General features: G+C 72.8%; 25 protein-coding genes and 5 tRNA genes. 10 read left to right on the forward strand and 20 right to left on the reverse strand.

What is annotated here, in order from left to right:
• Positions 1–219: 219 nt before the first annotated feature.
• Positions 220–777, forward strand: a complete 558-nt coding sequence (locus tag ACFVGW_RS22180) for a CGNR zinc finger domain-containing protein (RefSeq protein ID WP_383224901.1) — start codon at positions 220–222, stop codon at positions 775–777.
• A gap of 16 nt (positions 778–793) precedes the next feature.
• Here the strand turns inward: ACFVGW_RS22180 and ACFVGW_RS22185 are convergent, their stop codons facing one another.
• Positions 794–961 (reverse strand): hypothetical protein, encoded by a 168-nt coding sequence (locus ACFVGW_RS22185; RefSeq protein ID WP_352186628.1) that lies wholly within the window; start codon positions 959–961, stop codon positions 794–796.
• A gap of 79 nt (positions 962–1,040) precedes the next feature.
• A complete protein-coding gene (locus ACFVGW_RS22190) occupies positions 1,041–1,472 on the reverse strand; it encodes a hypothetical protein (RefSeq protein WP_383224898.1) in 432 nt (143 codons plus the stop codon).
• Positions 1,473–1,640: 168 nt separating this feature from the next.
• On the opposite strand from ACFVGW_RS22190, the gene ACFVGW_RS22195 reads away from it, so the two are divergent.
• Positions 1,641–2,156 carry a DsbA family protein gene (locus ACFVGW_RS22195; RefSeq protein ID WP_352186508.1) on the forward strand — a complete coding sequence of 172 codons (516 nt, stop codon included), beginning with the start codon at positions 1,641–1,643 and terminating at the stop codon, positions 2,154–2,156.
• A gap of 88 nt (positions 2,157–2,244) precedes the next feature.
• On the opposite strand, the gene ACFVGW_RS22200 is transcribed toward ACFVGW_RS22195, so the two are convergent.
• From ACFVGW_RS22200 to ACFVGW_RS22210, 3 genes are read right to left on the reverse strand one after another with little or no spacing between them, the layout of a single operon-like run.
• On the reverse strand, positions 2,245–3,084 hold the full coding sequence (locus ACFVGW_RS22200; RefSeq protein ID WP_385853281.1) for a GNAT family N-acetyltransferase: 840 nt from the start codon (positions 3,082–3,084) through the stop codon (positions 2,245–2,247).
• A 41-nt stretch (positions 3,085–3,125) separates the two neighbouring features.
• On the reverse strand, positions 3,126–3,956 hold the full coding sequence (locus ACFVGW_RS22205; RefSeq protein WP_385853200.1) for an aminotransferase class IV: 831 nt from the start codon (positions 3,954–3,956) through the stop codon (positions 3,126–3,128).
• A complete protein-coding gene (locus ACFVGW_RS22210; RefSeq protein WP_385853201.1) occupies positions 3,953–5,005 on the reverse strand; it encodes a chorismate-binding protein in 1,053 nt (350 codons plus the stop codon). The genes ACFVGW_RS22205 and ACFVGW_RS22210 overlap by 4 nt, the downstream gene beginning before the upstream one ends.
• Positions 5,006–5,249: 244 nt before the next feature.
• On the opposite strand from ACFVGW_RS22210, the gene ACFVGW_RS22215 reads away from it, so the two are divergent.
• The 5 genes from ACFVGW_RS22215 to ACFVGW_RS22235 all read left to right on the forward strand — a co-directional run bounded on the left by ACFVGW_RS22215 (position 5,250) and on the right by ACFVGW_RS22235 (position 5,740).
• Positions 5,250–5,322, forward strand: a tRNA-Gly gene (locus tag ACFVGW_RS22215).
• A gap of 39 nt (positions 5,323–5,361) precedes the next feature.
• Positions 5,362–5,435, forward strand: a tRNA-Cys gene (locus ACFVGW_RS22220).
• Position 5,436: 1 nt separating this feature from the next.
• Positions 5,437–5,508 (forward strand) — tRNA-Val (locus tag ACFVGW_RS22225).
• Between the two features lie 39 nt (positions 5,509–5,547).
• Positions 5,548–5,619: transfer RNA gene (locus ACFVGW_RS22230), tRNA-Val, on the forward strand.
• Between the two features lie 46 nt (positions 5,620–5,665).
• Positions 5,666–5,740: transfer RNA gene (locus tag ACFVGW_RS22235), tRNA-Val, on the forward strand.
• A 58-nt stretch (positions 5,741–5,798) separates the two neighbouring features.
• Here ACFVGW_RS22235 and ACFVGW_RS22240 read toward each other — a convergent pair.
• The 4 genes from ACFVGW_RS22240 to ACFVGW_RS22255 form a co-directional block, all read right to left on the reverse strand.
• Positions 5,799–6,086, reverse strand: coding sequence for a zf-TFIIB domain-containing protein (locus ACFVGW_RS22240; protein ID WP_383224889.1), 288 nt, complete (start codon positions 6,084–6,086; stop codon positions 5,799–5,801).
• A gap of 40 nt (positions 6,087–6,126) precedes the next feature.
• Entirely contained in the window at positions 6,127–7,062 is a 936-nt protein-coding gene (locus tag ACFVGW_RS22245) for a phosphotransferase family protein (protein WP_385853202.1), read from the reverse strand.
• Positions 7,063–7,250: 188 nt separating this feature from the next.
• A complete protein-coding gene (locus tag ACFVGW_RS22250; RefSeq protein WP_352186502.1) occupies positions 7,251–7,418 on the reverse strand; it encodes a hypothetical protein in 168 nt (55 codons plus the stop codon).
• A gap of 187 nt (positions 7,419–7,605) precedes the next feature.
• Complete coding sequence (locus ACFVGW_RS22255) at positions 7,606–7,839, reverse strand: hypothetical protein (protein ID WP_137990476.1); 234 nt, start codon at positions 7,837–7,839, stop codon at positions 7,606–7,608.
• A gap of 195 nt (positions 7,840–8,034) precedes the next feature.
• Between ACFVGW_RS22255 and ACFVGW_RS22260 the strand changes: the two genes are divergently transcribed.
• Positions 8,035–9,198 carry a serine/threonine-protein kinase gene (locus ACFVGW_RS22260; RefSeq protein ID WP_383224884.1) on the forward strand — a complete coding sequence of 388 codons (1,164 nt, stop codon included), beginning with the start codon at positions 8,035–8,037 and terminating at the stop codon, positions 9,196–9,198.
• 13 nt (positions 9,199–9,211) lie between these two features.
• Here the strand turns inward: ACFVGW_RS22260 and ACFVGW_RS22265 are convergent, their stop codons facing one another.
• From ACFVGW_RS22265 to ACFVGW_RS22300, 8 genes are all read right to left on the reverse strand, one after another.
• The gene (locus ACFVGW_RS22265) at positions 9,212–10,030 is read right to left on the reverse strand and encodes an RNA methyltransferase (RefSeq protein WP_260230355.1); all 819 of its coding nucleotides are present in this window, start codon (positions 10,028–10,030) and stop codon (positions 9,212–9,214) included.
• A 73-nt stretch (positions 10,031–10,103) separates the two neighbouring features.
• On the reverse strand, positions 10,104–11,345 hold the full coding sequence (gene cobA, locus ACFVGW_RS22270) for a uroporphyrinogen-III C-methyltransferase (protein WP_385853203.1): 1,242 nt from the start codon (positions 11,343–11,345) through the stop codon (positions 10,104–10,106).
• Positions 11,346–11,578: 233 nt separating this feature from the next.
• Positions 11,579–15,103: a nicotinate-nucleotide--dimethylbenzimidazole phosphoribosyltransferase gene (gene cobT / locus ACFVGW_RS22275; RefSeq protein WP_385853204.1), complete on the reverse strand. Its 3,525-nt coding sequence runs from the start codon at positions 15,101–15,103 to the stop codon at positions 11,579–11,581.
• 332 nt (positions 15,104–15,435) lie between these two features.
• Positions 15,436–16,638: a precorrin-6y C5,15-methyltransferase (decarboxylating) subunit CbiE gene (cbiE, locus tag ACFVGW_RS22280; RefSeq protein WP_385853205.1), complete on the reverse strand. Its 1,203-nt coding sequence runs from the start codon at positions 16,636–16,638 to the stop codon at positions 15,436–15,438.
• Between the two features lie 69 nt (positions 16,639–16,707).
• The gene (locus ACFVGW_RS22285) at positions 16,708–17,343 is read right to left on the reverse strand and encodes a GNAT family N-acetyltransferase (RefSeq protein WP_352186498.1); all 636 of its coding nucleotides are present in this window, start codon (positions 17,341–17,343) and stop codon (positions 16,708–16,710) included.
• 177 nt (positions 17,344–17,520) lie between these two features.
• On the reverse strand, positions 17,521–18,381 hold the full coding sequence (locus tag ACFVGW_RS22290; protein ID WP_352186497.1) for a MetQ/NlpA family ABC transporter substrate-binding protein: 861 nt from the start codon (positions 18,379–18,381) through the stop codon (positions 17,521–17,523).
• 92 nt (positions 18,382–18,473) lie between these two features.
• A complete protein-coding gene (locus tag ACFVGW_RS22295) occupies positions 18,474–19,142 on the reverse strand; it encodes a methionine ABC transporter permease (RefSeq protein ID WP_352186496.1) in 669 nt (222 codons plus the stop codon).
• Complete coding sequence (locus tag ACFVGW_RS22300; RefSeq protein ID WP_383224873.1) at positions 19,139–20,239, reverse strand: methionine ABC transporter ATP-binding protein; 1,101 nt, start codon at positions 20,237–20,239, stop codon at positions 19,139–19,141. Before ACFVGW_RS22300 ends, ACFVGW_RS22295 begins: the two co-directional genes overlap by 4 nt.
• A 552-nt stretch (positions 20,240–20,791) precedes the next feature.
• Here ACFVGW_RS22300 and ACFVGW_RS22305 point away from each other — a divergent pair.
• Positions 20,792–21,154 carry a hypothetical protein gene (locus tag ACFVGW_RS22305; RefSeq protein WP_352186494.1) on the forward strand — a complete coding sequence of 121 codons (363 nt, stop codon included), beginning with the start codon at positions 20,792–20,794 and terminating at the stop codon, positions 21,152–21,154.
• Positions 21,154–21,564, forward strand: coding sequence for a hypothetical protein (locus tag ACFVGW_RS22310; protein WP_383224871.1), 411 nt, complete (start codon positions 21,154–21,156; stop codon positions 21,562–21,564). Before ACFVGW_RS22305 ends, ACFVGW_RS22310 begins: the two co-directional genes overlap by 1 nt.
• Positions 21,565–21,597: 33 nt before the next feature.
• Here ACFVGW_RS22310 and ACFVGW_RS22315 read toward each other — a convergent pair whose 3' ends face one another.
• From ACFVGW_RS22315 to ACFVGW_RS22325, 3 genes are all read right to left on the reverse strand, one after another.
• Positions 21,598–22,080: a GNAT family N-acetyltransferase gene (locus ACFVGW_RS22315; protein ID WP_383294730.1), complete on the reverse strand. Its 483-nt coding sequence runs from the start codon at positions 22,078–22,080 to the stop codon at positions 21,598–21,600.
• Between the two features lie 17 nt (positions 22,081–22,097).
• Complete coding sequence (locus tag ACFVGW_RS22320) at positions 22,098–22,655, reverse strand: sigma-70 family RNA polymerase sigma factor (protein ID WP_383224867.1); 558 nt, start codon at positions 22,653–22,655, stop codon at positions 22,098–22,100.
• 132 nt (positions 22,656–22,787) lie between these two features.
• On the reverse strand, positions 22,788–23,969 hold the full coding sequence (locus ACFVGW_RS22325) for a glycerophosphodiester phosphodiesterase (protein ID WP_385853206.1): 1,182 nt from the start codon (positions 23,967–23,969) through the stop codon (positions 22,788–22,790).
• Positions 23,970–24,018: the final 49 nt, after the last annotated feature.

Raw genomic sequence — 24,018 nt, forward strand, 5'->3', positions numbered from 1 at the left:
CAGACATCGGCGTCCTCACCGCGCAGCCGGCGCGGAGGAGGGCGCCGACGCCCGTTCCGGGGCCGCTGACCGCGGGCCACGATCCCGGGCACACGGCCGGAGCGGGGTTTCGGTCCCGTACCGGCCCGCTTTCGGACCTCTCCCGGCGCCGCGCGGCGAAGCCGCTAGAGTCAGCGCATATGTGCGGGCACCCGTCCGCAGCCGGCCAGGGAGCGAATCGTGCTGATTCCCCACGACACCCGGATCGCCCTCGACACCGTCGTCGATCTGATGAACACCGCGCCCCAGGGCGACCGCGAGGACGAACTCCTGGACGTCCCGGCGCTGCGCACCTTCGTGCGGGCCCACGACATCAGCGACGTGCGCGAGCTCGACGAGGACGACCTGAAGGCCGTCCAGGGCCTACGGGCCCGGTTCGCGGCGATCTTCGCCGCGCCTGACGCCCGGATCGCGACCACGCTGATCAACCAGCTCGTCGCCGCCGCCGGCACGACGCCGCAGCTCACCAACCACGACGGCTACGACTGGCACGTGCACTACTTCGCGCCCGGCGCCTCGGTCGCCGACCACCTCGGCGCGGACTGCGGCATGGCCCTGGCGTTCATCATCGTGGCGGGTGAGCAGGAACGGCTGCGGCGCTGCGAGGCGCCCGACTGCGGCCGGGCCTTCGTCGACCTCTCCCGCAACCGTTCGCGCCGCTACTGCGACAGCCGGACCTGCGGTAACCGTCTCCACGTCGCCGCGTACCGGGCGCGCCGCAAGGAAGCGGCCGGCTGAGCGGCCGCGTGCCGCCTCACAGCAGGAACAGGTCGTGCACGGCGGCCGTCAGGAGCAGAAAGCCGATCACCGCGAGGAAGATCATCAGCGGTGGCTGGGAGAGCGCGAACAGGCAACCGCGCGGCTCTTCGGTGGGGGCGGGGGCGTGATCCCGCGAGGTATCGAGCATCTCGGGGGCGATCATGGCGCAGCGCCCCGCGGGACGGCCCGCAACACGCCCCTCGTAAGGGGGAGTTCATCACATCCCGTGGATGCGGCGACTCTCAGATGCCGTGCTTCTTCAGAATCGCCTCGATGTCGCTGAAGTCGTCCGCCGGAGCCGAGCCCTGCGGCTTCGGGGTCGCGCCGCGCTGCCCGCGGCCGAGCGAGGGCGCCGAGGCGGCCGGAGCGACGACGCCGGGCTCGGTCTTCCCGTTCTTCTCGACCTCCTGGCGCCCCGCCCTGCGCCGCTCGACCGCCCGCGTGGAGACGAAGAGCAGCCAGGCCGCGCCGAGCACGCCGAATCCGGCCCAGGCGGTCGGGCTGAAGGCCGTGTCGAAGGCCCACTCCACCGCCCCGGTCATCACCAGGCCGATGGGCACCAGGGAGTACGCCGCGATCCGCGCCGCGGCGAGGAAACGCTTGCGGTACGCCGTGATCGCGGCGATGCCCAGGCCCGCCACGGACACCGCGGAAAAGATGGTCTCGGCGAGCATGCGATCCTCCAGCGCCTGGTGCGATACGTCCCTTCCATCCTGCACCGCCGAGGTGGCCCACGGCCACGTCGGCGGGCGGACCTCAGGGAGATCTCCGGGTCGCCCCGGCCGGATCTCCTCCCCAGGTCCCGGTTGGGCCGTGCCGACCGGGGCTGGAAGACTGCCCCCATGAGCGACTCCACCACCCCGTCCGCCTCCCCCGTCACCGTGGAGGCCTGGTTCGACCTCCAGTGCCCCGACTGCTTCGCCGCACTCGACGACGTGCGCGCGCTGCGCGAGAAGTACGGCGACCGGATCGACGTGCAGCTGCGGCACTTCCCGCTGGAGAAGCACAAGCACGCCTATGCCGCCGCGCAGGCCGCGGAGGAGGCCGCCGAGCAGGGCAAGGGCTGGCCGTACGCGGAGGCGCTGCTGGCCAGGACCGCGGAGCTGGGCGAGCGCGGCGAGCCGGTCCTCCTGGACGTGGCCCGCGAACTGGGCCTGGACGCCGAGGAGTTCGACACCGCCCTGATCGACGGACGGCATCTGCTGACCGTCGACGCCGATCAGGCGGAGGGCAAGGCGATCAAGGTCACCGGCACCCCGACCTATGTCGTCGGCGGTGAGCGCCTGGACGGCGGCCAGAGCCAGGACGGTCTGCGCGCGCGCATCGAGGAGATCGCCGACCGCCTGCTCGCCGGCTGACGGACCGGCGCCGGAACGCCCGAGGGTCCGGCGGACCCCCGCCGGGACTCCCGGGGGGGTGTCCCGGCAGGGGTCCGGCGGGACACCCCTAGAGCAACGCCTTGTAGCTGTTGACGTGCGTCGTCCGGTAGCCGAGCGACTCGTAGAGCCGGATCGCCGGGGTGTTGCCCGTGAAGACGTGGAGTCCGAGCCGGTTCTCCCCGGCACCGAGCGTGTCCCGCTCGGCGAGCAGCATCAGGGCGCGGCCGTAGCCGTTGCCCCGGTGGCTCTCGGCGACCTCGACGCCGTAGACGTACCTGCCGTGGACACCCGGCTCCAGCTCGCGGGCGCCCGTCCACACGTGGCCGACGGTCTCCCCGTCCCGTACCGCCACGCTGATCGCCGTCCCGGGTGAGCGCAGGCCCTGCGGCAGCAGCTCGCGGTGGCTGGCGTCGGCCTTGGCCCGGGCCTGCTCCTCGGGAACACCCCGCTTCATCCAGCTCTGCGCGAAGCCCTCCTGGGCCTCCGCCCTCCACGGCCCGAACTCCGCCTCCGTCATGGGGCGGACCTCAAGACCCGGCGGCAGCGCGGGAGGCTCCGCAGGGAGCTCCTTGACCATGTTCCGGCTGCGCTCGGTGTAGCCGAGGGCCACCGCCATCCGCAGCGCCGCCTCCGCCCGCGCCGGTACGGAGATCTGGACCTCGCGGCAGCCCCAGCCGCGCAGGACCTCCTCCGCGGCGAGCGCGGCGACCGTGCCCCGGCCGCGACGGCGGTCCTTCTCGTCGATGCCGAGGTCCTCGATCACTCCGGCACCGGCTCCGAAGCCGGGGGCGGTGGTGAGGCGCACGGAGCCGACACGGCGGCTGTTCACACAGACGTCGTAGACGCGTGCGCGCCCGCCGCCGGGGGTCTGCTGAAGCGGCTCGGCCGGCCGCAGGGTGGTGGTCATCATGGGTGTTCTACCCACCCGGGCGGCCGTCCGTCATCCCCTTATCGCGCGTGCGGGTCCTTGTCGGCCGCCGCGTGCTCGTCGAAGATCCTCATCGCCTTCGCCGTGACCGGCCCCGGCGCCGGGGACAGTTCGCGGTCGTCGACCCGGTGCACGGCCTGGATGTCGCGGAGAGTCGAGGTCAGGAAGATCTCCTGGGCGCTCTCCAGGACGTCCAGCGGCAGGTCGGCCTCCACCGCACCGGTCCACTCGACCGCGAGGGCGCGGGTGATGCCGGCGAGGCAGCCGGAGGAGACGGGCGGGGTGTGGATGCGGCCGTCGATCACGACGAACACGTTGGAGCCGGTGCCCTCGCAGAGCTGCCCGACCGTGTTGGCGAACAGTGCCTCGGAGGCACCGTGTTCGCGCGCCCTGGCGAGGGCGACGACGTTCTCGGCGTACGAGGTGGTCTTCAGGCCCGTCAGCGCGCCACGCTCGTTACGGGTCCAGGGGACGGTGATCACGGCGGTGGAGTCCGGGCGGCGGCCGGTCTCGCCGAGGGCCACGACGAGGCTGGCACCCGCGTCCCCGCGCTCGGAGCCGAGCGGGGAGAGACCGCCGGTGTACGTGATGCGGAGCCGGCCGAGCTCCATCGGGTTGGCCTCCAGGACCGCGGCGCAGGCGCGGCGGACCTCGTCGAGGTCGGGGTCGGGGAGCCCCAGTCCTCGCGCCGAGCGGCTGAGGCGCTCCAGGTGGAGGGTGAGGGCGAAGGTCTCGCCGCGGACGGCCTTGACCGTTTCGAAGACGCCGTCGCCGACCGTCAGCCCGTGGTCCAGGACGGACACCCGGGCTTCCTCCGCGTCGCGCAGTCCTCCGTTGACCCAGAGTTTCATCGAGAAATGGCCTTTCCGCTCGCCTCGTACGCGCCCGACGCTACCGCCAGCAGCCGGGACGCCTTCAACTCGGTCTCCGCCCACTCGCGCTCGGGGTCCGAGCCCCAGGTGATGCCGGCGCCGGTGCCGAACCGGAGCACGCCCCCGGGGCGGTCGATCCAGAAGGTCCGTATGCCGACCGCCAGCTCGGCGGTACGGCGGTCGGCGTCGACCCAGCCGATGCCTCCGCAGTACGGGCCACGGGGCGCGGTCTCCAGGGCCTCGATGATCCGCAGGGCGCTCGACTTGGGTGCCCCGGTGACCGAGCCGGGCGGGAACGTGGCGGCGAGCAGCTCCGGCCAGCCCGTCTTCTCGCCCAGTTCGCCGCGGACGGTGGAGACGAGGTGGACCAGGCCCGGGTGGGGCTCGACGGCGCAGAGCTGGGGAACGGTGACCGAGCCGGTGGCGCAGACCCGGCCCAGGTCGTTCCGTACGAGGTCCACGATCATCACGTTCTCGGCGTGGTCCTTCTCCAGCAGGTCGTCGGCGGTGCGGCCGGTGCCCTTGATCGGGCCGGACTCGACGGTGGCGCCCGTGCGGCGCAGGTAGAGCTCGGGGGACGCGGTGGCGATCTCCACCCCGTGGGCGGGCAGCCGAATCGTTCCGGCGTACGGCGCGGGGTTGCCGCGCGCGAGGAGCGCGGTGAGGGCGTCGACGTCGGCCGCGTCGGGGTCGGGCAGCGGCGCGGTCATCACGCGGCACAGGTTCGCCTGGTAGACCTCGCCGCGCGCGATGTGCTCACGGACACGACGGACGCCCGCGGTGTACGCGGCGTGGTCGAGGGACGACGTCCAGTCGTCGGCGGCGGGCCCGCGCCAGGCGCCCGGGACGGGGGCGGGGACGGGATCGACCCGTACGTCACCGAAGCGGGCACAGGTCAGACGGCCCTCGAAGTCCGCGGAGACGGCCCAGAAGCCGGCGGAGTCCAGGGCCGCGGGGTCGCTGGTGACGTCCCGCAGATCGGTCGCGACGAGGCCGCCGAAGCGGGCCAGGGGAGCAAGGTCGTGCACGAATCGAGTCTAGGCGGGCGGGAGGGGGCGGCGGGGCTCCGGCGTGAACGCCGGTGGTGGACACCCATGCGAGGCGGCTGCGCGCCACCTCGGGGACACGGGGAGTGAACGTCGCGCGAACGCTCTCGGCCACCCGGCTCCGTGCGCAGCTCAGCACGCTGCGGAAACGCGTTTTTGTGCTGGCCCAGGAATCCGCTAGAGTTCAACACGTCGCCGGGACGCGCAAGCGGAACGGAAACGACAAGCGGACGTGGCTCAGTTGGTAGAGCATCACCTTGCCAAGGTGAGGGTCGCGAGTTCGAATCTCGTCGTCCGCTCGATGTGGGGGATCTTCCCGAACCCCCGTATTCACTCCTGGTGGAGTGGCCGAGAGGCGAGGCAACGGCCTGCAAAGCCGTCTACACGGGTTCAAATCCCGTCTCCACCTCCAAGCGCGATTAGCTCAGCGGGAGAGCGCTTCCCTGACACGGAAGAGGTCACTGGTTCAATCCCAGTATCGCGCACGCAGAACAACCGAAGATCCGGTCCGCATGGACCGACCCGCGCGATTAGCTCAGCGGGAGAGCGCTTCCCTGACACGGAAGAGGTCACTGGTTCAATCCCAGTATCGCGCACGCAGTACGCAGTAACCCCTGGTCCTGTATGGTTTGGGACCGGCCCGCGCGATTAGCTCAGCGGGAGAGCGCTTCCCTGACACGGAAGAGGTCACTGGTTCAATCCCAGTATCGCGCACCATACGTCGGAGCCCCCGGTCGCCACTCGCGACCGGGGGCTTCGTCGTGCCCGTCAGTGCTCAGGAGGAGAAGAGCATCCGGCCGAAGCCACGCTGGTGGTGGTGGCCGCCGTGGTGGCCGCCGTGGTGCGGGGCTCCCCAAGCGGGGGCGGCGGGGGCACCGTGCGCCGGGTAGGCCTGCGGGGCGGGCGCGGGCGGAGCCTGCTGCACCCACTGGGACTCGAGCCGGGTCAGGGCCTCCAGCTCGCCGTAGTCCAGGAATATCCCCCGGCATCCGCTGCACTGCTCGATCTGGACGCCGTTGCGGTTGTACGTGTGCATCGCTGCGTGGCACTTGGGACACTGCATGGTCGGCTCAACTCCCTGCCGTTCGGATGGTGCTTTCAGCTTAGGGGGACGCAGGCCGGGCCAACTCGGTTCGGAGTGAGCCGATTCGGGCACACGTGTCGATCATCACGCCCTCCACCTCGTCGAGGGGCCGCCGTTCGGCGGTGGACTTGGCGAGGGCGAGCGCCGCCGTCTGGACGGTCAGGGCGCGGGCGGGGACGTCCAGTTGGCCCCAGGGGTCGTGGGCGGCGACGGCGGGGCCCCCGGCCCGCACGTACGCGTCGAGGAAACGGGACCAGACGTCCGGGGGCAGCAGGCCGGCGGCGAACCAGGCCGCGGGGCGGGCCAGGTCCCAGGCGGGGTCGCCGATGCCGAGGTCGTCGACGTCGATGAGGACCCAGGGACGGCCGGAGGTACGGGGGTCGCGCACGAGCTGGCCGAGGTGGAAGTCGCCGTGGCAGAGGAGGCGACCGGCCGTCGGTTTCCCGGGGAGGGTGCGCCAGGCGCTCAGCACGGCCTCCACCGCGGTGCGGGGCGCGCCGTCGGCCCGGCGCATCCGCTCGACGGCGAGCGCGGCCTTGGCGGGGGCCCGCATGGCCGGGAGCCCGGGAGGCGGCGGGGTGCGGTGCAGCCGGGCGAGGAGCCGGGCGGCGTCCTCCCAGGGCGCCGCGTCGGGGTCGTCGGGGTCGACGGGGGCGCCGTAGGGCCACGCGGTGAGCGGCCTGTCGGCGACGTACGGAGTGGGGTGGGCGTGAGGCGGGAGCAGGACGCCGTCCAGGGCCTCGAGAGCGGCGACGGCGATCCGGGCCGCGTGCTCCTCCGGGTCGATGCCGGGGGCGTGGGCCTTGACGACGACCGCTCCGTGACGGACGACCGTGCCGTCGTCCCGGTCGGCGAGGACGGTACGGGTGTGCGAGGCGCACGGGCAGGACGCGTCGGCCCGGTGCGCGGCGTCGCGCGCGAGGGCGCCCAGTCGTTCGAGTTCGGCGTGCTCCACGCGGGGAGCGTACGCGTCGCCGTCGTGGCCGGGCAGGCTCGGGGCCCCAGCGCCCCAGGAAAGCGCGAGGGCCGGTCAGCTCCCCAGCTGACCGGCCACACGCTGCCGTCCGCCGCACCCCCGTCCCCACGGGGCTGTTGGCCGGATGTCCCCGACCCGGGCCGCTCTCCCGGGTCCGGGGCGCTCGCTCAGCGCCCCAGCATCACGCCCACGGACGACGCCTGGGTGACCACTGCGTCCCAGCCGCCGAAGGCGACGACCAGCAGGGTCGCGAGAGGGAGGACCATGGCGGTCGCCACCAGGGGGTGACGGCGGGCCGAAGGTCGGGTGCTGATCCGCGGTGCCGAATACGCCATGGGTCCTCTCCTGTCGTGTCTGGCAGCGGCGGGTGTTGACCTCGGGGGACGAGTGCTGCCACCCGCCGCTTGACTTCAACACTAGGGATCGGACACCGCCCGGACGTCATGCCCGCGTACCGATCTCCGGGCCTCCCGGAGGATGACGAGCCACGTTCGGCGTACTCCCCTGGGTGGAGGGCCCGGGCTAGGACTGAGGGTCTTCCCTGAGAGGGACCGGCTGCTCGACCAGTGCCAGGACCCGGCTGGCCATGAATCGGGCCGTCCGGACGACCACCCCTGTACGCGTGACTTCGCTCACTTCCACGACCCCCCGCCGTACGGCCGTCTCCACCCTCCGACCTGCCCGGGATGCCACCACTTCGTACGTCCGTGTCGTGTCCCCCGCGTCCACGACTATCTCCACACGATCACCCTTCATCGTCCGAATCCCCCTTCTGCGATTGGATGTTGGAGAATCCCGTGGCTCGGACGGGCCTCGGCGCCGCCGTCCTGACCACCCCTCAAGTGTCCTCCCCAGCACTGACAATCGATCCCCGCGCGAGGGCGCGGCCTATGAGCACACCGGGTCGTCACTACGTAAGCTGTGCCAGGTCGAACGGACGAGGGGACGGACATGGCGATGATGCGGCTCCGGCGCGAGGATCCGCGGATCGTCGGGTCGTTCCGGCTCCACCGCCGGCTCGGGGCCGGCGGGATGGGGGTCGTGTACCTGGGCTCCGACCGGCGCGGGCAGCGGGTGGCGCTGAAGGTGATCCGGCCCGATCTGGCCGAGGACCAGGAGTTCCGGTCGCGCTTCGCGCGCGAGGTCTCCGCTGCCCGCCGGATCCGGGGCGGCTGCACGGCCCGGCTCGTCGCCGCCGACCTGGAGGCCGACCGCCCCTGGTTCGCCACCCAGTACGTGCCCGGCCCGTCACTGCACGACCGGGTCGCCGAGGAGGGACCGCTGCGGGCCGCCGACGTGGCCGCGATCGGGGCGGCGCTCTCGGAGGGCCTGGTCGCCGTCCACGAGGCCGGGGTCGTCCACCGGGACCTCAAGCCCTCGAACATCCTGCTGTCCCCCAAGGGTCCCCGGATCATCGACTTCGGCATCGCCTGGGCCACCGGCGCCAGCACCCTCACCCACGTGGGCACGGCCGTCGGCTCCCCCGGCTTCCTCGCGCCGGAGCAGGTGCGCGGCGCGGCCGTCACCCCGGCCACGGACGTCTTCTCGCTCGGCGCCACCCTGGCGTACGCGGCGATGGCGGACTCTCCGTTCGGCCATGGCAGTTCGGAGGTCATGCTCTACCGGGTGGTCCACGAGGAGCCGCAGCTCGGCGGCGTACCGGACGCGCTGGCCCCGCTCGTGCGGGCGTGTCTGGCCAAGGATCCCGAGGACCGGCCGAGCACGCTCCAGCTCTCCATGCGGCTCAAGGAGATCGCCGCCCGCGAGGCGCAGGGGCTGCCCGCGGGCCGTCCGCCGGTGCAGCGGGAGCGTACGGAGCAGTCGACCGGCAGCCGGCCGACGGAGCGGTACACCGAGCGCACGACGCAGGGGCGGGACCAGGGCGGCTCCGCCGCACGCCCGTCCGCGCCCCGCACGGGCGGCGGTTCCGCGCGCGCCTCGCAGTCCCGGCCGAACGGGCGCCCCGCGCCCTCCCGCCCCGGCGGGGCGCGCACGACCTCGACGGGCCGCCGCCCGGCCAACCCGCGACTGCTGCGGCAGCGGCTCTTCGTGTTCGTCGTGGTGACGCTGGTCGTCGCCCTGGGAATCGCGGCCGCGCAGGCGCTCCAGGGTTAGCGCGGGCTCGCGGTCAGTCCTGGGGGCGGCCGCTCGCCACCGCGTAGAAGGCCACGGCCGCGGCCGCGCCCACGTTGAGCGAGTCGACGCCGTGCGCCATCGGGATGCGCACCCATTCGTCCGCCGCCCGCAGCGCCTGCGTGGAGAGGCCGTCGCCCTCGGCGCCGAGCATCAGCGCCGCCCGTTCGAGCTTGTGCGGGGCCGCCACGTCGATCGGGGAGGCCTTCTCGTCCGGGGTGAGGGCGAGCAGCTTGAAGCCCGCCTCCCGTACCGCCTCCAGGCCGCGCGGCCAGGTGTCCAGCCGGGCGTACGGGACGGAGAAGACCGCGCCCATGGAGACCTTCACGGACCGGCGGTACAGCGGGTCCGCGCAGTCCGGCGACAGCAGCACCGCGTCCATGCCGAGAGCGGCCGCGCTGCGGAAGATGGCGCCGATGTTGGTGTGGTCGTTGACCGACTCCATGACGGCGACCCGGCGGGTGGTACGGAGCAGGTCCTCGGCGCTCGGCAACGGCTTGCGCTGCATGGAGGCGAGGGCCCCGCGGTGCACGTGGTAGCCGGTGACGCGCTCGGCGAGCTCCGGCTGCACCGCGTACACGGGCGCCGGGACCTCGTCGATGACGTCCCGCATGACGTCGACCCACTTGGCGGAGAGCAGCATCGACCGCATCTCGTACCCGGCCTGCCGGGCCCGGCGGATGACCTTCTCGCCCTCGGCGATGAACAGCCCCTCGGCGGGCTCGCGCCTGCGGCGCAGCTCCACATCGGTCAGGCCGGTGTAGTCGCGCAGGCGCGGGTCGTCGGGATCGTCGATCGTGATGAGTTCGGCCACGAGGTGATACTGCCTTGTCCGGGGTGCGGTGCCAATGTGTGCGACGAGGGGTTCGATCACCCCCGGCCGCGGGTTACTTCACGAGCTTGTCGGGGCTCTCCGTGACCACGTCGCCGATGACGATGACGGCCGGCGGGCGGACCTCCTGGGTCTTCACCGTCTCCGCGACCGTGGCGAGCGTCGCGTCCACGCGGCGCTGGGTGGCCGTGGTGCCCTCCTGGACGAGGGCGAGCGGGGTCTCGGGGGACTTGCCGTGGGCGACGAGCGCCTCGGCGATCTTCCCGATCTTGTCGACGCCCATCAGGATCACCAGCGTGCCGGTGAGCTTGGCGAGCGAGGCCCAGTCGACGAGGGAGCGCGGGTCGTCGGGCGCCACGTGGCCGCTGACGACGGTGAACTCGTGGGCCACTCCACGGTGCGTGACCGGGATGCCGGCCGCGCCGGGGACGGAGATCGAGCTGGAGATGCCGGGCACGACGGTGCAGGGGATGCCCTCCGCCGCCAGCGCCTGGGCCTCCTCCATGCCGCGGCCGAAGACGAACGGGTCGCCGCCCTTGAGCCGCACGACCGACTTCCCGGCCTTGGCGTGCTCGATGAGCGCGTTGTTGATGGCCTCCTGCGCCATGAACCTGCCGTACGGGATCTTGGCCGCGTCGATCACCTCGACGTGCGGGGGCAGCTCGTCGAGCAGGTCACGGGGGCCGAGGCGGTCGGCGATGACCACGTCGGCCTCGGCGAGAAGCCGCCGGCCGCGGACCGTGATCAGGTCGGGGTCGCCGGGGCCGCCGCCCACGAGCGCCACGAAGGGGGTACGGGAACGGTGCTGCGGGGCCGCGAGGGAACCGTCCCGCAGTCCCTCGACGATGGCGTCCCGCACGGCGGCGGAGCGGCGGGGGTCGTGGCCGGTGAGCACGGCGACGGTCACGCCCTCGCTGCGGCCGGTGGCCGGGGTCCAGGCCGTGGCCGCGTCGGCGTCGTCGGACCGCACGCACCAGGTCTTGGTCCGCTCGGCCTCCTCGGAGGCGGCGGCGTTGGCGACGGGGTCGCTGGTCGCCACGAGGGCGTACCAGGCGTCGGCCATGTCCCCGTCCTCGTACCGGCGCCGGACCCAGGTGATCTCGCCGGTCTCGGCCATCGCCTCGACGGACGGGGTCGCGGACGGGGAGATCAGCGTGACGTCCGCGCCGGCCGCGATGAGGGCGGGCAGCCGGCGCTGGGCGACCTGGCCGCCGCCGAACACGACGACCCTCCTGCCGGAGAGGCGGAGGCCGACGGGGTAGGCGGGGTACGCGGCGGTCTCGACGGGGTCGGCCATGGGTGTGCGGCTCCTCGGAGAGGCGGGGTACGGGGGCCGCTGCGGCGGTGAAGCGGCTGGTGGGACGCGGTGCGGTGATCGGTGCCCACGATATCGGTCACCGGGGACGGGCGGCCTGTGACGGATGTCCCTGCCCGTGGAGCCCCAGGGCGTGGACGCGCACCGGGCCGTGGCGGTGTGCCCACCCGTTCCGCGGCGCGGGACGGGTGGGCACGACGGTCACGGCGCGGTGGCTACTTCTCCGTCACGCCCGCGGAGTCGAACGTCGCCACCTCGTGCATCGCGCGGGCCGCGCTCTGGACGATCGGGAGGGCGAGCAGCGCGCCGGTGCCCTCGCCGAGACGGAGGTCGAGGTCGACCAGCGGGCGCAGGCCCAGCTTGTTGAGGGCCGCCACATGGCCCGGCTCCGCGCTGCGGTGGCCCGCGATGCAGGCCGCCAGGGACTCGGGCGCGATCGCCCGGGCCACGAGCGCCGCCGCGCCCGTCGAGACGCCGTCCAGGACGACCGGCGTACGCAGCGAGGCCGCGCCGAGGATCAGGCCGACGAGCGCCGCGTGCTCCAGACCGCCGACCGCCGAGAGGACGCCGATCGGGTCCGCCGGGTCCGGCTTGTGGAGGTCGAGGGCGCGCCGCACCACGTCGACCTTGCGTGCGTGCATCTCGTCGTTGATGCCGGTGCCGCGACCGGTGACCTCGACCGGGTCGACCCCCGTGTACACGGAGATCAGCGCCGCGGACGCGGTGGTGTTCGCGATGCCCATCTCGCCCGTCAGCAGGGCCTTGTTGCCCGCCGCCACGAGATCACGGGCGGTCTCGATGCCCACCTCGATCGCGCCGAGCACCTCCTCGCGGGTCATCGCGGGACCGGTCGTGAAGTCCCCCGTACCGGCGCGGACCTTGCGCGGCAGCAGGCCGGGCGTGGCCGGCAGGTCGGAGGCGACACCGACGTCGATCACACAGACCTCGGCGCCCACCTGGTTCGCGAAGGCGTTGCAGACCGCTCCCCCGCCGAGGAAGTTCGCGACCATCTGGCCGGTCACCTCCTGGGGCCAGGCGGTGACGCCCTGGGCGTGCACGCCGTGGTCGCCGGCGAAGATCGCGACGGCCGCGGGCTCCGGGACCGGCGGCGGGCACATCCGGGAGAGCCCGGAGAGCTGCGCGGCGATGATCTCCAGCATGCCGAGGGCCCCCGCGGGCTTCGTCATGCGCTTCTGCCGCTCCCACGACTCGCCGAGCGCCTTGGCGTCCAGCGGGCGGATGTTGGCGACGGTCTCCTGGAGCAGGTCGTGCGGCTCCTCGCCGGGCAGCGCCCTGCGGCCGTACGTCTCCTCGTGGACGACCCAGGACAGCGGGCGGCGCTTGGACCAGCCCGCCTGCATCAGCTCGGGCTCCTCGGGGAACTCGTCGACGTAGCCGACGCACAGGTACGCGACCACTTCGAGGTGCTCGGGCAGGCCGAGGGACCGCACCATCTCGCGCTCGTCGAAGAAGCTGACCCAGCCGACGCCGAGGCCCTCGGCACGGGCGGCGAGCCAGAGGTTCTCGACCGCGAGCGCGGAGGAGTACGGCGCCATCTGCGGCTGCGTGTAGCGGCCGAGGGTGTGCCGGCCGCCCCGCGTGGGGTCGGCGGTCACGACGATGTTGACCGGGGTGTCGAGGATGGCCTCGATCTTCAGTTCCTTGAACTGCTTGGCCCGGGCCTTCGGCAGCGACTTGGCATAGGCCTCGCGCTGGCGCTGGGCGAGTTCGTGCATGCTCCGGCGGGTCTCGGCGGAGCGGATGACGACGAAGTCCCAGGGCTGGGAGTGGCCGACGCTGGGTGCCGTGTGGGCGGCCTCCAGGACGCGCAGCAGCACCTCGTGCGGGATCGGGTCGGAGCGGAAGCCGTTGCGGATGTCGCGGCGCTCGCGCATGACACGGAGCACGGCCTCGCGCTCGGCGTCGGCGTACCCGGGCGCCGGCGCGCCGACGGGCTCTTCGGCGTCCGCCGGCTCGGCCTCCACCGTCTCGATGTCCGCCGCGTCGATCTCGGCCGATTCGATCGCGACCGCGTCGATCTCGGCGGCCTCGTCGTCCGGCGCATCCGCGGGCGTCCGGTCGGCGGGGGTCTCGTCCGTGCCCTGCTGCTCGTCCGCGTTCTCGAGGGCGGCGGGCTCCTGGACCACGGGCTCCTCGGCGACCGGGGCCGCCTCTTCGGACGGCGCCTCCGCGACGGGCTCCTGCGCCTGGGGCTCCTCGACCGGCTCGGCGTGCTCGATCGGCTCGGCCGACTCGATCGGCTCGGCCGACTCGACCGCCTCGACCGACTCCGCCTGCTCGACGACCGGCTCCGCCGCGGGCTCCTCCGCGACCGGCTCCTCCGCGACGGGCTCGTGCGCGACGGGCTCGGCGGCGGCCTCGGGCTCGGGGTTCTGCGCCGCCTCGACGGCGGCTTCCTCGGCCTGCGGTACGGGTACGGCGGCGGCCGGGCCGCCGTCACGCGGCGCGGGGACGGCCACGAGGACCTCCTCCACGGGGGCCTCGACCGGAGCGGCCTCGTCCACGGGCGCCTCGGCGACCGGGGCGGCCTCGGCCACGACGGACGCCTCGTCCACGACGGGCGTCTCCGCCTCGACCGGGGCGGCCTCGGCCACGACCGGAGTCTCGGCCACGGGCTCCTCGGCGACGGGGGCCTCGGCCGCCGGCTGCTCGGCGGCCGGCTGCTCGGCGGCCTGCGTCGGGGCGAGGTGCGGGGTCGTCGGAACCGTCCCCTCCACCTGGACGAACTGGCCGACCGTTTCTGCGGGCATCGGCTGCTGCACGGGCACCTGCGGCTGCGGGTCCCACGGAACGGCGCCCTGCGGCGGCGTCTCGCCGAGCTGTGCGGCGACCGGGGCGACCGGCTGCTCCTGGGGAACGTCGAGGTACTCGGGGCCGGTGGTCGGCGGACCCGCGACCCGGCTGGGGACCGGGGTGGGCGCCGCCGCGGCGACGGGGGCCGGGACGGGCGCGGCCATGGGCGCGGGCGCCGGAACGGCGGAGGCGGGCCCGCGGTCGGCGAGGGACCGTACGACTCCCCCGTTGTTCTCCGGCACGAGCGGGCCCATGTGCAGAGGACGGCGGGCGGGCGGCGGGGTCGGCGCGGAGGTCGTCGGCGGCACGCGGACGCCGCTGAGGTCCACCGAACCGGAGTCGCGGCCCGCGGCCTCGTGGGCGCCGGTGTCCAGGATCCCGGGCTCGTAGCCGTGATCGGTCACGACCTCGGCGCCGTACGGCTCCTGGGGCGCGACGGGCACACCGTGCGCGGGGGTCGAGACGCCGTGGTGGACGTTCTCGGGCGCCACCGGCATGCCGTGGGCGGCTTCCGGGGCCGTCGGGACACCGTGCGCGGGGGTGGAGACGGCCTCGTGCGCGAGCATGGCGACGGGGGCGGCCTGAGGAGCCGGTGCGGCCATGGGCGTCTGGGCGGCCAGGGCGTCGGCGATCGGTCCCGCCAGCGGGTCGGTCAGCGGGTCGCCGAGCGGCGGCAGCTGGCCGGGCATCATGCCCTGCGCGGGCACCTGGGCGGGGACCGCGACGGGCGGCGCGGGCACGGAGCCGGGCTGGTGCTCGCTCCACGCGCCCTGCGCACCCGGCATCAGGAGCAGATCGTCGTCGTCGGCTGCGCTCTCGGAGGGGTCCAGGAAGGTGTACGCGCCCGGAGCGGGGATGCCCGGCTGCTCGACCATGCCTGCGTTCTCCGGCAGCCCCTCGCCCGGGACCTGGCCGGTGTCCGTCATGCGTACCCCTCGCCCATCGGTTGTGCTCCTTCAGACCTTCGCCCGTCAACAAGAACGAGCGTGCGCGCCGTGCGGCACGAATGACGCGCGGACACCCCAGCATTGTCGCGGCCAACGGCCGTCATGACAGGCGGATCCGGCACGGTTTGCTGTGGACTGCGCCACGTCGCGCGTCCCCCGGTTGCTCCGTACCACATCAGCGACCGGAAGCGGCCACTACGTCCGGACATTGACGAACAAAAGGCCGACGGTCCGGGTGCGGTACGACGATCGGCCAGCCTACCTGGCCGGGCGGGGCGGCTCGGTCAGGGGTGGGCCTCGCTCCAGCGGGACTAGAGGGGGGCCGACCTGCGTCCGGAGAGCAGGAAGACGACGGAGCGGTCGCGTTCCGACCAGTCGCCGGGGTCCAGGTCGACGCTCTGCAGCAGGGCGCATTCGACGGTGTAGCCGCCCTCGGTGAGCGCGGCACCGATGGCCTCTGCCTCGTCCCGGGTGGAGGCGTGGGCGACGATCCGCTCGGGCCTGCGGTCGGTGCAGGCGGTGACGACGGGGACGCCGCCGCCCCCGATCCGCACGACATCGGGTTCGGGGAGGCGCTCCAGGACGTGCGGGGCGCGGCCCTGTACGGCCTGGAGCTGGACGCCGTGGCGGCGGGCGGCGGCCTCGGTGCGGGCGCAGGCGTCCGGGTCGGCGTCGACGGCGATGACCGCGGCGCCGAAGCGGGCGGCCTCGACGGCGAGCGCTCCGCCGCCGCAGCCGATGTCCCAGACGAGGTCGCCGACGCGGGGGCCGAGGCGGGCCAGCTGGGCTGCGCGCAGCGTGGGGTCCTCGCCGCTGCGGCGGGCGGCGGCGGGGTCTTCCGGGGGCAGGGCCCAGCCCCGTACGGCAGAGGTCTCCTGGCCCATCAGCCAGCCTCCGGGCGGGGCGCCTGCCGTGCCGCCGATGACGATGACGACGTTGGGGTCGCGCCAGGCGTGGTCGGCGGCCTTGTCGGAGGTGAGGACGGTGACCTGCTCGCGGTCGGTGCCCAGCTCCTCGCAGATGACGAAGGTGCGGTGGACGCCGTCGAGGAGGAGGGCGAGTTCGGCGGGCCCGGCACCGGGCGAGGTGAGGACGGCGACCTTGGGGTGGGCGCGGCAGACGTTGACGGCGCGGCGCAGGGTGCGCTGATGGGCGACGACGATCCGGGCGTCGTCCCAGGGCATGCCGGCGCGGGCGAAGGCGGCGGCGACCGAGGACACGGCGGGGACGACCTCGACCTCCAGGCCGTGCTCGGGGGCGCGCAGGGTGCGGACGACGCCGAAGAAGCCGGGGTCGCCGTCGGCGAGGACGACGGCGGTGCCGCGGTGGAGGGCGATGCGGCGGGCGGCGAGGTCGACGCTGCCGAGGCGGATCCGCTCGGCTCCTCGCGGGACCTCGGGCAGGGCGAGGTGGTGCGCGGCGCCGGCCACGAGCGTGGCGGCGGAGAGCGCGGACCGGGCCGCTTCGGTGAGGGGCGAGCCGTCCCAGCCGATCACCGTGACCCGGTCGGCCATCGTCGTCTGTCTCCTGAGGTCTTGTCGCAGGTCGGGGGGTGTCGAGGGTACCCGGCTTCGGTTGCGGGCTCAGCTCCAGTCGGTGAAGGAGGAGTAGCCGGCCTCCGCCATCTGGTCGGCGACGCCTTCCAGGTCCTCGGGGAGCAGTCCCCAGACGATGAAGTCCGTGCGGAGGTCGGCCCAGGTGCCGTCCTCGGTGCGGGTGCGGGCTATGCAGGCGCCGCGCAGAACGCCCTCGCTGATGCAGCCGATCTTCTGGGCGACCTGCTGGGAGGCGGTGTTGTCGGCCGCGGTGCGCAGCTCGATCCGTTCGATCCCCTGGTCGCCGAAGAGCCACTGGGCGGTGGCGAGGGCGGCTTCGGAGGCGTATCCCTCGCCGCGGGCCCAGGGCGCGACGATGTACGACATCTCGGTGGACCTGACGTGCCAGTTGGTCCTGCCCAGCTGGACGATGCCGACGAGTCGCTGGGTGAGGAACTCGGTGACGGCGAGGTCGAGGCCCCGGCCGGCCTCGCGCTCGGCGGGAGCGTACTCGGTGATCCAGCGGAGCGCGGCGTCCTCGGTGAAGGGCTGGGGGACGGCCGTCCAGGCCGCGACCATCTCGTCGTTCATCATCTCGGCGAGGGCGGGCGCGTCCGCCTCTTCGAGCGCGCGCAGCACCAACCGGTCCGTGTTGATGGAGATGTCCGGAAAGGTGGTAGTCATGCGCAGCTCCATGCCGTGGACCGTCCGAATCGACCGTGAACGCACAGCATGCAGCATGCAGTCGTCGGTGCGCATCGCCGGGTCCGATGTGGCGTCAGATACGGGCGGGATACGGCGAAGGCCCCGCGCACCGGACGGGGTGCGGGGGCCTTCGTCACAAGAACTGTACTGCGGGCCTTACTTGGCGACGGCGCCGAAGGCCGGAACGACCGCACCGTTCTTGTAGGTGTCCTCGATGTACTTCTTCACCTCGGGCGAGTTGAGGAGCTTGACGAGCTTCTGCACGCGCGCGTCCTTCTCGTTGCCCTCCTTGACGGCGAGGAAGTTGGCGTAGGGGTTGCCTTCCGTCTTCTCCAGCGCGATGGCGTCCTCGGCGGGCGAGAGCTTGGCTTCGATGGCGTAGTTGCCGTTGATGACCGCGGCGTCCACGTCGTTCAGGGCGCGGGGCACGGTGGCGGCCTCCAGCTCCTTGAACTCCAGACCCTTCTTGTCCGCGATGTCGGAGAGCTTGCCGTTGGAACCGACGCCGTCCTTGAGGGTGATGAGCCCGTTGTCGGCGAGCAGCTTGAGCGCGCGGCCGCCGTTGGTGGTGTCGTTGGGGACGGCGATGGTCTGGCCGGCCTTGATGTCGGAGAGGGCCTTGACCTTCTTGGAGTAGAGGCCGAGGGGCTCCAGGTGGACGTTGACCACCGGGACGATGTGGGTGTTGTTCTTCTTGTTGAAGTCGTCGAGGTACGGCTTGTGCTGGAAGAAGTTGGCGTCGACCTGGCCGGACTCGGTGGCGGTGTTCGGCAGGACGTAGTCCGTGAACTCCTTCACCTCCAGCTTCAGGCCCTCCTTCGCGGCGAGGTTGTCCTTGACGTAGTTCAGGATGTCGGCGTGCGGCGTCGGGGACGCGGCGACGACGAGCGGCTTGTCGGCGGAGCCGGCCGCGTCCTTGGCGGAGGACGGGTCCGACGCGGTGCCGCAGGCGGTGAGGCCGAGGGCGAGCGCGGCGGTGGCGGCGATACCGGCGGTGAGCTTGATGTTCTTACGCACGAAGAGTGCCTCTTTCCGGTGGTGCGGTGGACGCCTGGACAACAAGTCCGGGCTCTTCTTCGAAGGACGAAGTCTGGGGTGGCGCGCCTGGGTCAGGCGGTGCGTCCTCGGCGGGCGAGGAGACGGACGGCGAGGTCGCCGATCAGCTGGACCACGGTGACGATCGCGATCAGGACGACGACGGTGACCAGCATGAACTGGGTGTCGAAGCGCTGGTATCCGTAGGTGATGGCCTTGGAGCCGAGGCCTTCGCCGCCGACCGCGCCGGCCATCGCGGAGTAGCCGATGAGCACGATGACGGTGGTGGTGACGGCGGAGACCAGCGAGGGCAGGGCCTGGGGCAGCAGCACCTTGCGGATGATCGTCGTCACGGAGCCGCCCATGGACTGGACGGCCTCGACCAGGCCGTGGTCGACCTCGCGGATCGCGGTCTCGACGAGGCGCGCGAAGAACGGGATGGCGCCGATGGCGAGCGGCACGATCATCGCGGTGGGGCCGATGAAGGTGCCGACCACGAAGGTCGTGAAGGGGATCAGGGCGATCAGCAGGATGATGAACGGCAGCGAGCGGCCGATGTTCACGATCACGCCGACGACCTTGTTGACGACGGCGTTCTGCAGCAGGCCGCCCTTGTCCGTGAGGACGAGGAGGATGCCGAGCGGCAGTCCGCCGGCGATCGTGACCAGCGTGGCCCACAGGACCATGTAGAGGGTGTCGACCGTGCCCTGCTCCAGGAGGGGCTGCATCTCCGACCAGGTCACTTGGCACCTTCCTTGACGAGCGCCGGCGCCGCCTCGGGCGCGGTCTCCTCTTCGACGACGTCGACCTGGAGGCCCTGCTCACGCAGGAAGCCGACGGGGACGACGTTGTCCTCGTAACGGCCGGGCAGTTCGATCCGCATCCGGCCGATCTGCTTGCCGCCCACGGTGTCCATGGCGGCGCCGAGGATCGAGATGTCGATGTTGTACGTACGGGAGAGCTGGGAGATCACCGGCTGCGTGGCCGCCTCGCCGTGGAAGGTCACGTCGACGACGGTGCGGTCGGGTCCGGTGGCGGCGCCGCTGACCGGGAAGAGTTCGGCGGCGAGTTCGGAGCCGGGGGTGGCGAGCAGTTCGCTCACGGTGCCGGACTCGACGATCCGGCCCTTCTGCATCAGCGCGGCCGAGTCGCAGATCGTCTTGACGACGTCCATCTCGTGCGTGATGAGCAGGACGGTCAGGCCGAGCTGCCGGTTGAGGTCGCGCAGCAGCTGGAGGATGGAGCGGGTGGTCTCCGGGTCGAGCGCGCTGGTGGCCTCGTCGGAGAGCAGGACCTTGGGGTTGCCGGCCAGGGCGCGGGCTATGCCGACGCGCTGCTTCTGGCCGCCGGAGAGCTGGCCGGGGTAGGCCTTCGCCTTGTCGGCGAGGCCGACGAGGTCGAGGAGTTCCAGCGCGCGGCGGGAGCGCTCGGCGCCGGAGACGCCGAGGATCTCCAGGGGGAGTTCGATGTTGTCCTTGACCGTGCGGGAGGACAGCAGGTTGAAGTGCTGGAAGACCATGCCGATGCTGCTGCGGGCGCGGCGCAGGTCCTTGCCGGCGCGGCGGCCCGTGGCGCCGAGCGCGGTGAGGTCGACGCCGTCCACGGTCACGGTGCCGGAGGTGGGGCGCTCCAGAAGGTTGACGCAGCGGATGAGCGAGGACTTGCCGGCGCCGCTCTGGCCGATCACGCCGTACACCTCGCCCTCGCGGACGTGGAGGTCGACGCCGTCCAGAGCGGTGACCTGGCGGCCTCGCGACTCGTAGACCTTGGTCAGGCCCGAAGTGGTGATCACAGGGGTTTCCGTCACTGTCGAGTGCGCGGCGCGGGGTCCGCCGGGCACGGGGCATTCGTCGTTCGGACAGTCAGGCGCAGACGGCACGGCTTCGGCGGGATGGCCGGAAGGCGACGCGTGCGCGGGGCGGGCACGGTCCGGCGCCGGTTTCGGCGGGCGGATCGGCTCGGCCGTCGGGGTCTCGCTTCGGGGCGCGAGTCTCGGCGGGGGCCCTCAGAAGGCGCACATTCGACACATACAACGAGCACCGGGCGTCGTGATCGCCTCGGTCGCAAGGGTGCGGCTGCTCGTCGTGGTCATGTCTGCAAGTAAAGCACGCACCTGTTCCGCCGAATCGGGGGTGTCCGAATAGCGGACGTCGTTGAGACATCATGCGGACAACCCCGCCCGGCCGTCACACCCCGGCGGCGTTCTCCGGTCCCCCGTCGGTGGCCTGCGCGGATACCGCCGGCAGGCCGGTCACGACGACATCGGCGTCGGGCTCCGGCAGGTCGTGGGCTGTGGCCAAGGCCACGGTCCGCAGCCTCCTGGGGCTCGGCCCCACGGGCCGGGTGGGGGGCGAGCGCATCGGGCCTTTTGGCCCGTAATACCCTCGGGCCCATGCTTGACGCCCTGACGGTCGCGGTCTCGGTGGCCGCGCTCGCCCTCGCCGCCTGGTGCGGCTTCGCCTTCACCCGCGACCAGCCGACCAAGGACTGGCACTTCATCGGCATGGCCGTGGTGACGTTCCTCGCGCTGGTGCAGCTGATCGTCGGCATCGTGCAGCTGTCGCGGGGCGAGAAGGCCGAGGAAGGCGGGACGATCTTCGTCGCCTATCTCCTGGGCTCGCTGTGCGCGGTACCCGCGGCCGCGTTCATGTCGCTCAGCGAGCGGAGCCGGTGGGGCTCGGCGACGGTGGCGGCGAGCGGTGTCGTCCTCGCGGTTCTCGAGGTACGCCTCTTCGACATCTGGACGGTGGGCTGATGAGCGCGACCGAGGGAGCCGGCCGTCTGGTCAAGGGCCCCGGCATGCTGCTGGTGTGGCTGTACGGCGTGATGTCGGTCGGCGCGGTCTCGCGCTCGATCTACCAGATCGCGACCGAGTTCGACCGGGCGCCGCTCGCGTACGCGCTCTCGGCGGTGGCGGCCGTGGTGTACGCCTTCATCACGTACACCCTGGTCAGAGGCGGGGAGACGGCCCGCAGGGCGGCGCTGGTGTGCTGCGCCGCCGAGCTGGTGGGCGTGCTGACCGTGGGGACCTGGACGCTCGTCGAACCGTCCGCGTTCCCCGACGCCACGGTCTGGTCGGACTACGGCTACGGCTACATCTTCATCCCGGTGCTCCTGCCGCTGACCGGGATCTGGTGGCTGCGGCGCTCGCGGGCGAGCGCCTAGACACCGGCCCGGGACCGGATACCGGCCCCGGCGTCAGGCGGCCTTCTCCAGGGTCACGAGCGTGAGCCGGGGGCCGATCTCGCGCGCCGCGACCTGTTCGTACCCCTTGCTGCGGTAGAGCCGCAGGTTGCCCTCGCTGCGGTGGCCGGTGAAGAGCTGGTAGCGCTTGGCGGCGGGGGCGGGGTCGCCGGCGAACCGGCCCTCGATGGCGTCGAGCAGCCGGCCGCCGAGACCGTGGCGCTGCATGCGCGGGTGGACGATGAGCTTGGCGATCCGTACGGTGCCCGCCTCGTCGGCCCGTGCGCGTACGGAGGCGACGATCTCGTCGCCGAGGCGTGCCACGAGCGCGTGTCCCTGGGCCAGTTCGGCCCGGAGGGCGTCCAGGGTCTGGGTGAGGGGCTCGATCGAGTAGTCGCCGTAGAGCTCCGCCTCGCTCTGGTAGCAGAGGTACTGCAGCTTGAGTATGTGCTCCGCGTCCTGTGCGTCCGCGGCTGAGATGGTCACGCTCATGCCCATGTGTGCATGCCTCCCGCTCACCTGGTCCATCGGTCGGTCTCCCGCACCCTTCCCCTCGGGGTCGTCGCAGGAACCTCTGAGGCCAGCATTCTGCGCAGGCATCCCAGGCACCGGGAACGCATCGGCCCCAGACTGCCCTGTGAGATACCCAACTCCCCTGCGATTTCCCGGTAGGTGGGGTCGGCCGGATCGAGCATCGCGGCGAGCAGGCGCGGGCAGTGGCCGGGGGTACGGCGCACGGCGGCGCGCACGGCGCGGCGGCGTTCCGTCGTCAGGGCGGTGCTCTCGGGCGAGTCGTGCGGCTCCCCGGCCTCCTCGCCGAGGTACGGGCGTTCCCGCAGGGCGGCGCGCCGGGCGCGGCGGGCCTCGGCGCGGACGGCTCGGCGGAGCCAGTCGGCAGGGTGCCTGGGCGCCTGGTCGTCCTGGAGACGTTCGAGGAGCTTGAGCCAGACGGCCTGTTCGAGGTCGCTCGCCTCGACGCCGGCGGCCGGGGCCTCGGCGTCCGACTCGGCGGCGAGCAGCGGGGCGAGGGTGCGCAGGAGCTGAGGGTCGAGGTGGGGGTCGGGGAGGGTCATGTCCGGCACGATGCCGGTCGCGGGCGGGGCGGTTGCGGTCCTGTGCCCAAACCACCCGCGTGGGTGCGATTCCCGTGGTCCGGGCCCAGGGTCCTGGGCCGAACGGACCACGGGAGGGGCGCCGCCCCTTCGTCACATCGGCCGGTCGGCCACCGCCAGCAGGGCCGTGTCCGGGTTGTCGGAGAAGATGCCGTCGATGCCCGTCGCCAGGTAGGTCTTCAGCGCGCCGAAGACGTCCCCGTAGGCGTTCGGGTCCGTACCGCGGCGGAACTCGGCCGGCAGGAAGCTGTTCTCGTTGCGCTGGGTGTACGGGTGGAGGATCAGGCCCTGCGCGTGCGCGTCGCGCACCAGGGTGGTCGGGGTGCCGAGCCGTCCGCTCGCGTCGCGCGGGATGACCAGGTCCAGGGTGGGGCCGATGCCCTGCGCGTACGAGGCGATCCAGCGCAGGCCCGTGGGCGTGACCAGGTCGGAGACGGTGCGCGGGTCGCCCGCCTGGACGAAGTCCCAGGGGCGGCTGCCCGCGGCCGAGAGGAGCACGACGCGCGGGGAGTTCACCAGCTTCGCCAGGCGCTGGATGCTGCTGGGCTCGAAGGACTGCAGGAAGACCGGGGAGTCGGCGCGGTGGCGTCCGTACCGGCGCAGCAGCGTCGCGAGGCGCTCCTCCAGGCCGAGGCCGAGGGAGCGGAAGTAGGTGGGGTGCTTGGTCTCGACGTGCAGCCAGACGTCACGGCCACGACGGCGGCCCTCACGGTCGGCCCAGCGCAGCACCTCCTCGAAGGTCGGGATCTGCCAGCGGCCGTCGTACAGCGTGTTCCTCTGGCGGGTGCCCGGAATGCGCTCCTTGGCGCGGAGCGTCTTGAGCTCGGCGAGCGTGAAGTCCTCGGTGAACCAGCCGGTGTACGAGACGCCGTCGACGGACTTGGTGGTCCTGCGGGAGGCGAACTCGGGGTGGTCGGCGACATCGGTCGTACCGGTGATGTCGTTCTCGTGACGGCAGACCAGGTGACCGTCCTTGGTGGGGACGAGGTCCTGCTCGATCACGTGCGCGCCGAGGTCGAGGGCGAGCTGGTAGGAGCCGAGGGTGTGCTCGGGGCGGTAGCCGCTCGCGCCCCGGTGGGCGATGACGGTGGGGACGGGGAGGGAGCGGTGGCCGTGCCCGCGGCCCGCGTCGCTCGGCTGGGCTGCCTGGGCGGTCCCGGCGGCGAGGACCGAGGAGGCCCCGAGGACGGCGGCTCCCGCCACGCCCGTGACCGCCGCGCCCGCCGCTCCGAGAACCGTCCGCCGAGCCGGGCTGCCGTGCTCACCCTGTGTCATGAAGGCTCCTTCGATGTGATGTCCCGCACCTGTCAAACGACGCTCCGAC

The organism is Streptomyces sp. NPDC127129, assembly GCF_042671585.1.
In the GTDB taxonomy this organism is placed as follows: Bacteria; Actinomycetota; Actinomycetes; order Streptomycetales; family Streptomycetaceae; genus Streptomyces.

Bases quoted from the DNA above. Each gene is read 5' to 3' on its own strand.
- ACFVGW_RS22185 (WP_352186628.1), bottom strand. From the start codon at position 961: ATGATCGCCCCCGAGATGCTCGATACCTCGCGGGATCACGCCCCCGCC.
- ACFVGW_RS22190 (WP_383224898.1), bottom strand. From the start codon at position 1,472: ATGCTCGCCGAGACCATCTTTTCCGCGGTGTCCGTGGCGGGCCTGGGC.
- ACFVGW_RS22195 (WP_352186508.1), top strand. From the start codon at position 1,641: ATGAGCGACTCCACCACCCCGTCCGCCTCCCCCGTCACCGTGGAGGCC.
- ACFVGW_RS22200 (WP_385853281.1), bottom strand. From the start codon at position 3,084: ATGACCACCACCCTGCGGCCGGCCGAGCCGCTTCAGCAGACCCCCGGC.
- ACFVGW_RS22205 (WP_385853200.1), bottom strand. From the start codon at position 3,956: ATGAAACTCTGGGTCAACGGAGGACTGCGCGACGCGGAGGAAGCCCGG.
- ACFVGW_RS22240 (WP_383224889.1), bottom strand. From the start codon at position 6,086: ATGCAGTGTCCCAAGTGCCACGCAGCGATGCACACGTACAACCGCAAC.
- ACFVGW_RS22250 (WP_352186502.1), bottom strand. From the start codon at position 7,418: ATGGCGTATTCGGCACCGCGGATCAGCACCCGACCTTCGGCCCGCCGT.
- ACFVGW_RS22255 (WP_137990476.1), bottom strand. From the start codon at position 7,839: ATGAAGGGTGATCGTGTGGAGATAGTCGTGGACGCGGGGGACACGACA.
- ACFVGW_RS22260 (WP_383224884.1), top strand. From the start codon at position 8,035: ATGGCGATGATGCGGCTCCGGCGCGAGGATCCGCGGATCGTCGGGTCG.
- cobA (WP_385853203.1), bottom strand. From the start codon at position 11,345: ATGGCCGACCCCGTCGAGACCGCCGCGTACCCCGCCTACCCCGTCGGC.
- cobT (WP_385853204.1), bottom strand. From the start codon at position 15,103: ATGACGGACACCGGCCAGGTCCCGGGCGAGGGGCTGCCGGAGAACGCA.
- cbiE (WP_385853205.1), bottom strand. From the start codon at position 16,638: ATGGCCGACCGGGTCACGGTGATCGGCTGGGACGGCTCGCCCCTCACC.
- ACFVGW_RS22285 (WP_352186498.1), bottom strand. From the start codon at position 17,343: ATGACTACCACCTTTCCGGACATCTCCATCAACACGGACCGGTTGGTG.
- ACFVGW_RS22305 (WP_352186494.1), top strand. From the start codon at position 20,792: ATGCTTGACGCCCTGACGGTCGCGGTCTCGGTGGCCGCGCTCGCCCTC.
- ACFVGW_RS22310 (WP_383224871.1), top strand. From the start codon at position 21,154: ATGAGCGCGACCGAGGGAGCCGGCCGTCTGGTCAAGGGCCCCGGCATG.
- ACFVGW_RS22315 (WP_383294730.1), bottom strand. From the start codon at position 22,080: ATGGGCATGAGCGTGACCATCTCAGCCGCGGACGCACAGGACGCGGAG.
- ACFVGW_RS22320 (WP_383224867.1), bottom strand. From the start codon at position 22,655: ATGACCCTCCCCGACCCCCACCTCGACCCTCAGCTCCTGCGCACCCTC.
- ACFVGW_RS22325 (WP_385853206.1), bottom strand. From the start codon at position 23,969: ATGACACAGGGTGAGCACGGCAGCCCGGCTCGGCGGACGGTTCTCGGA.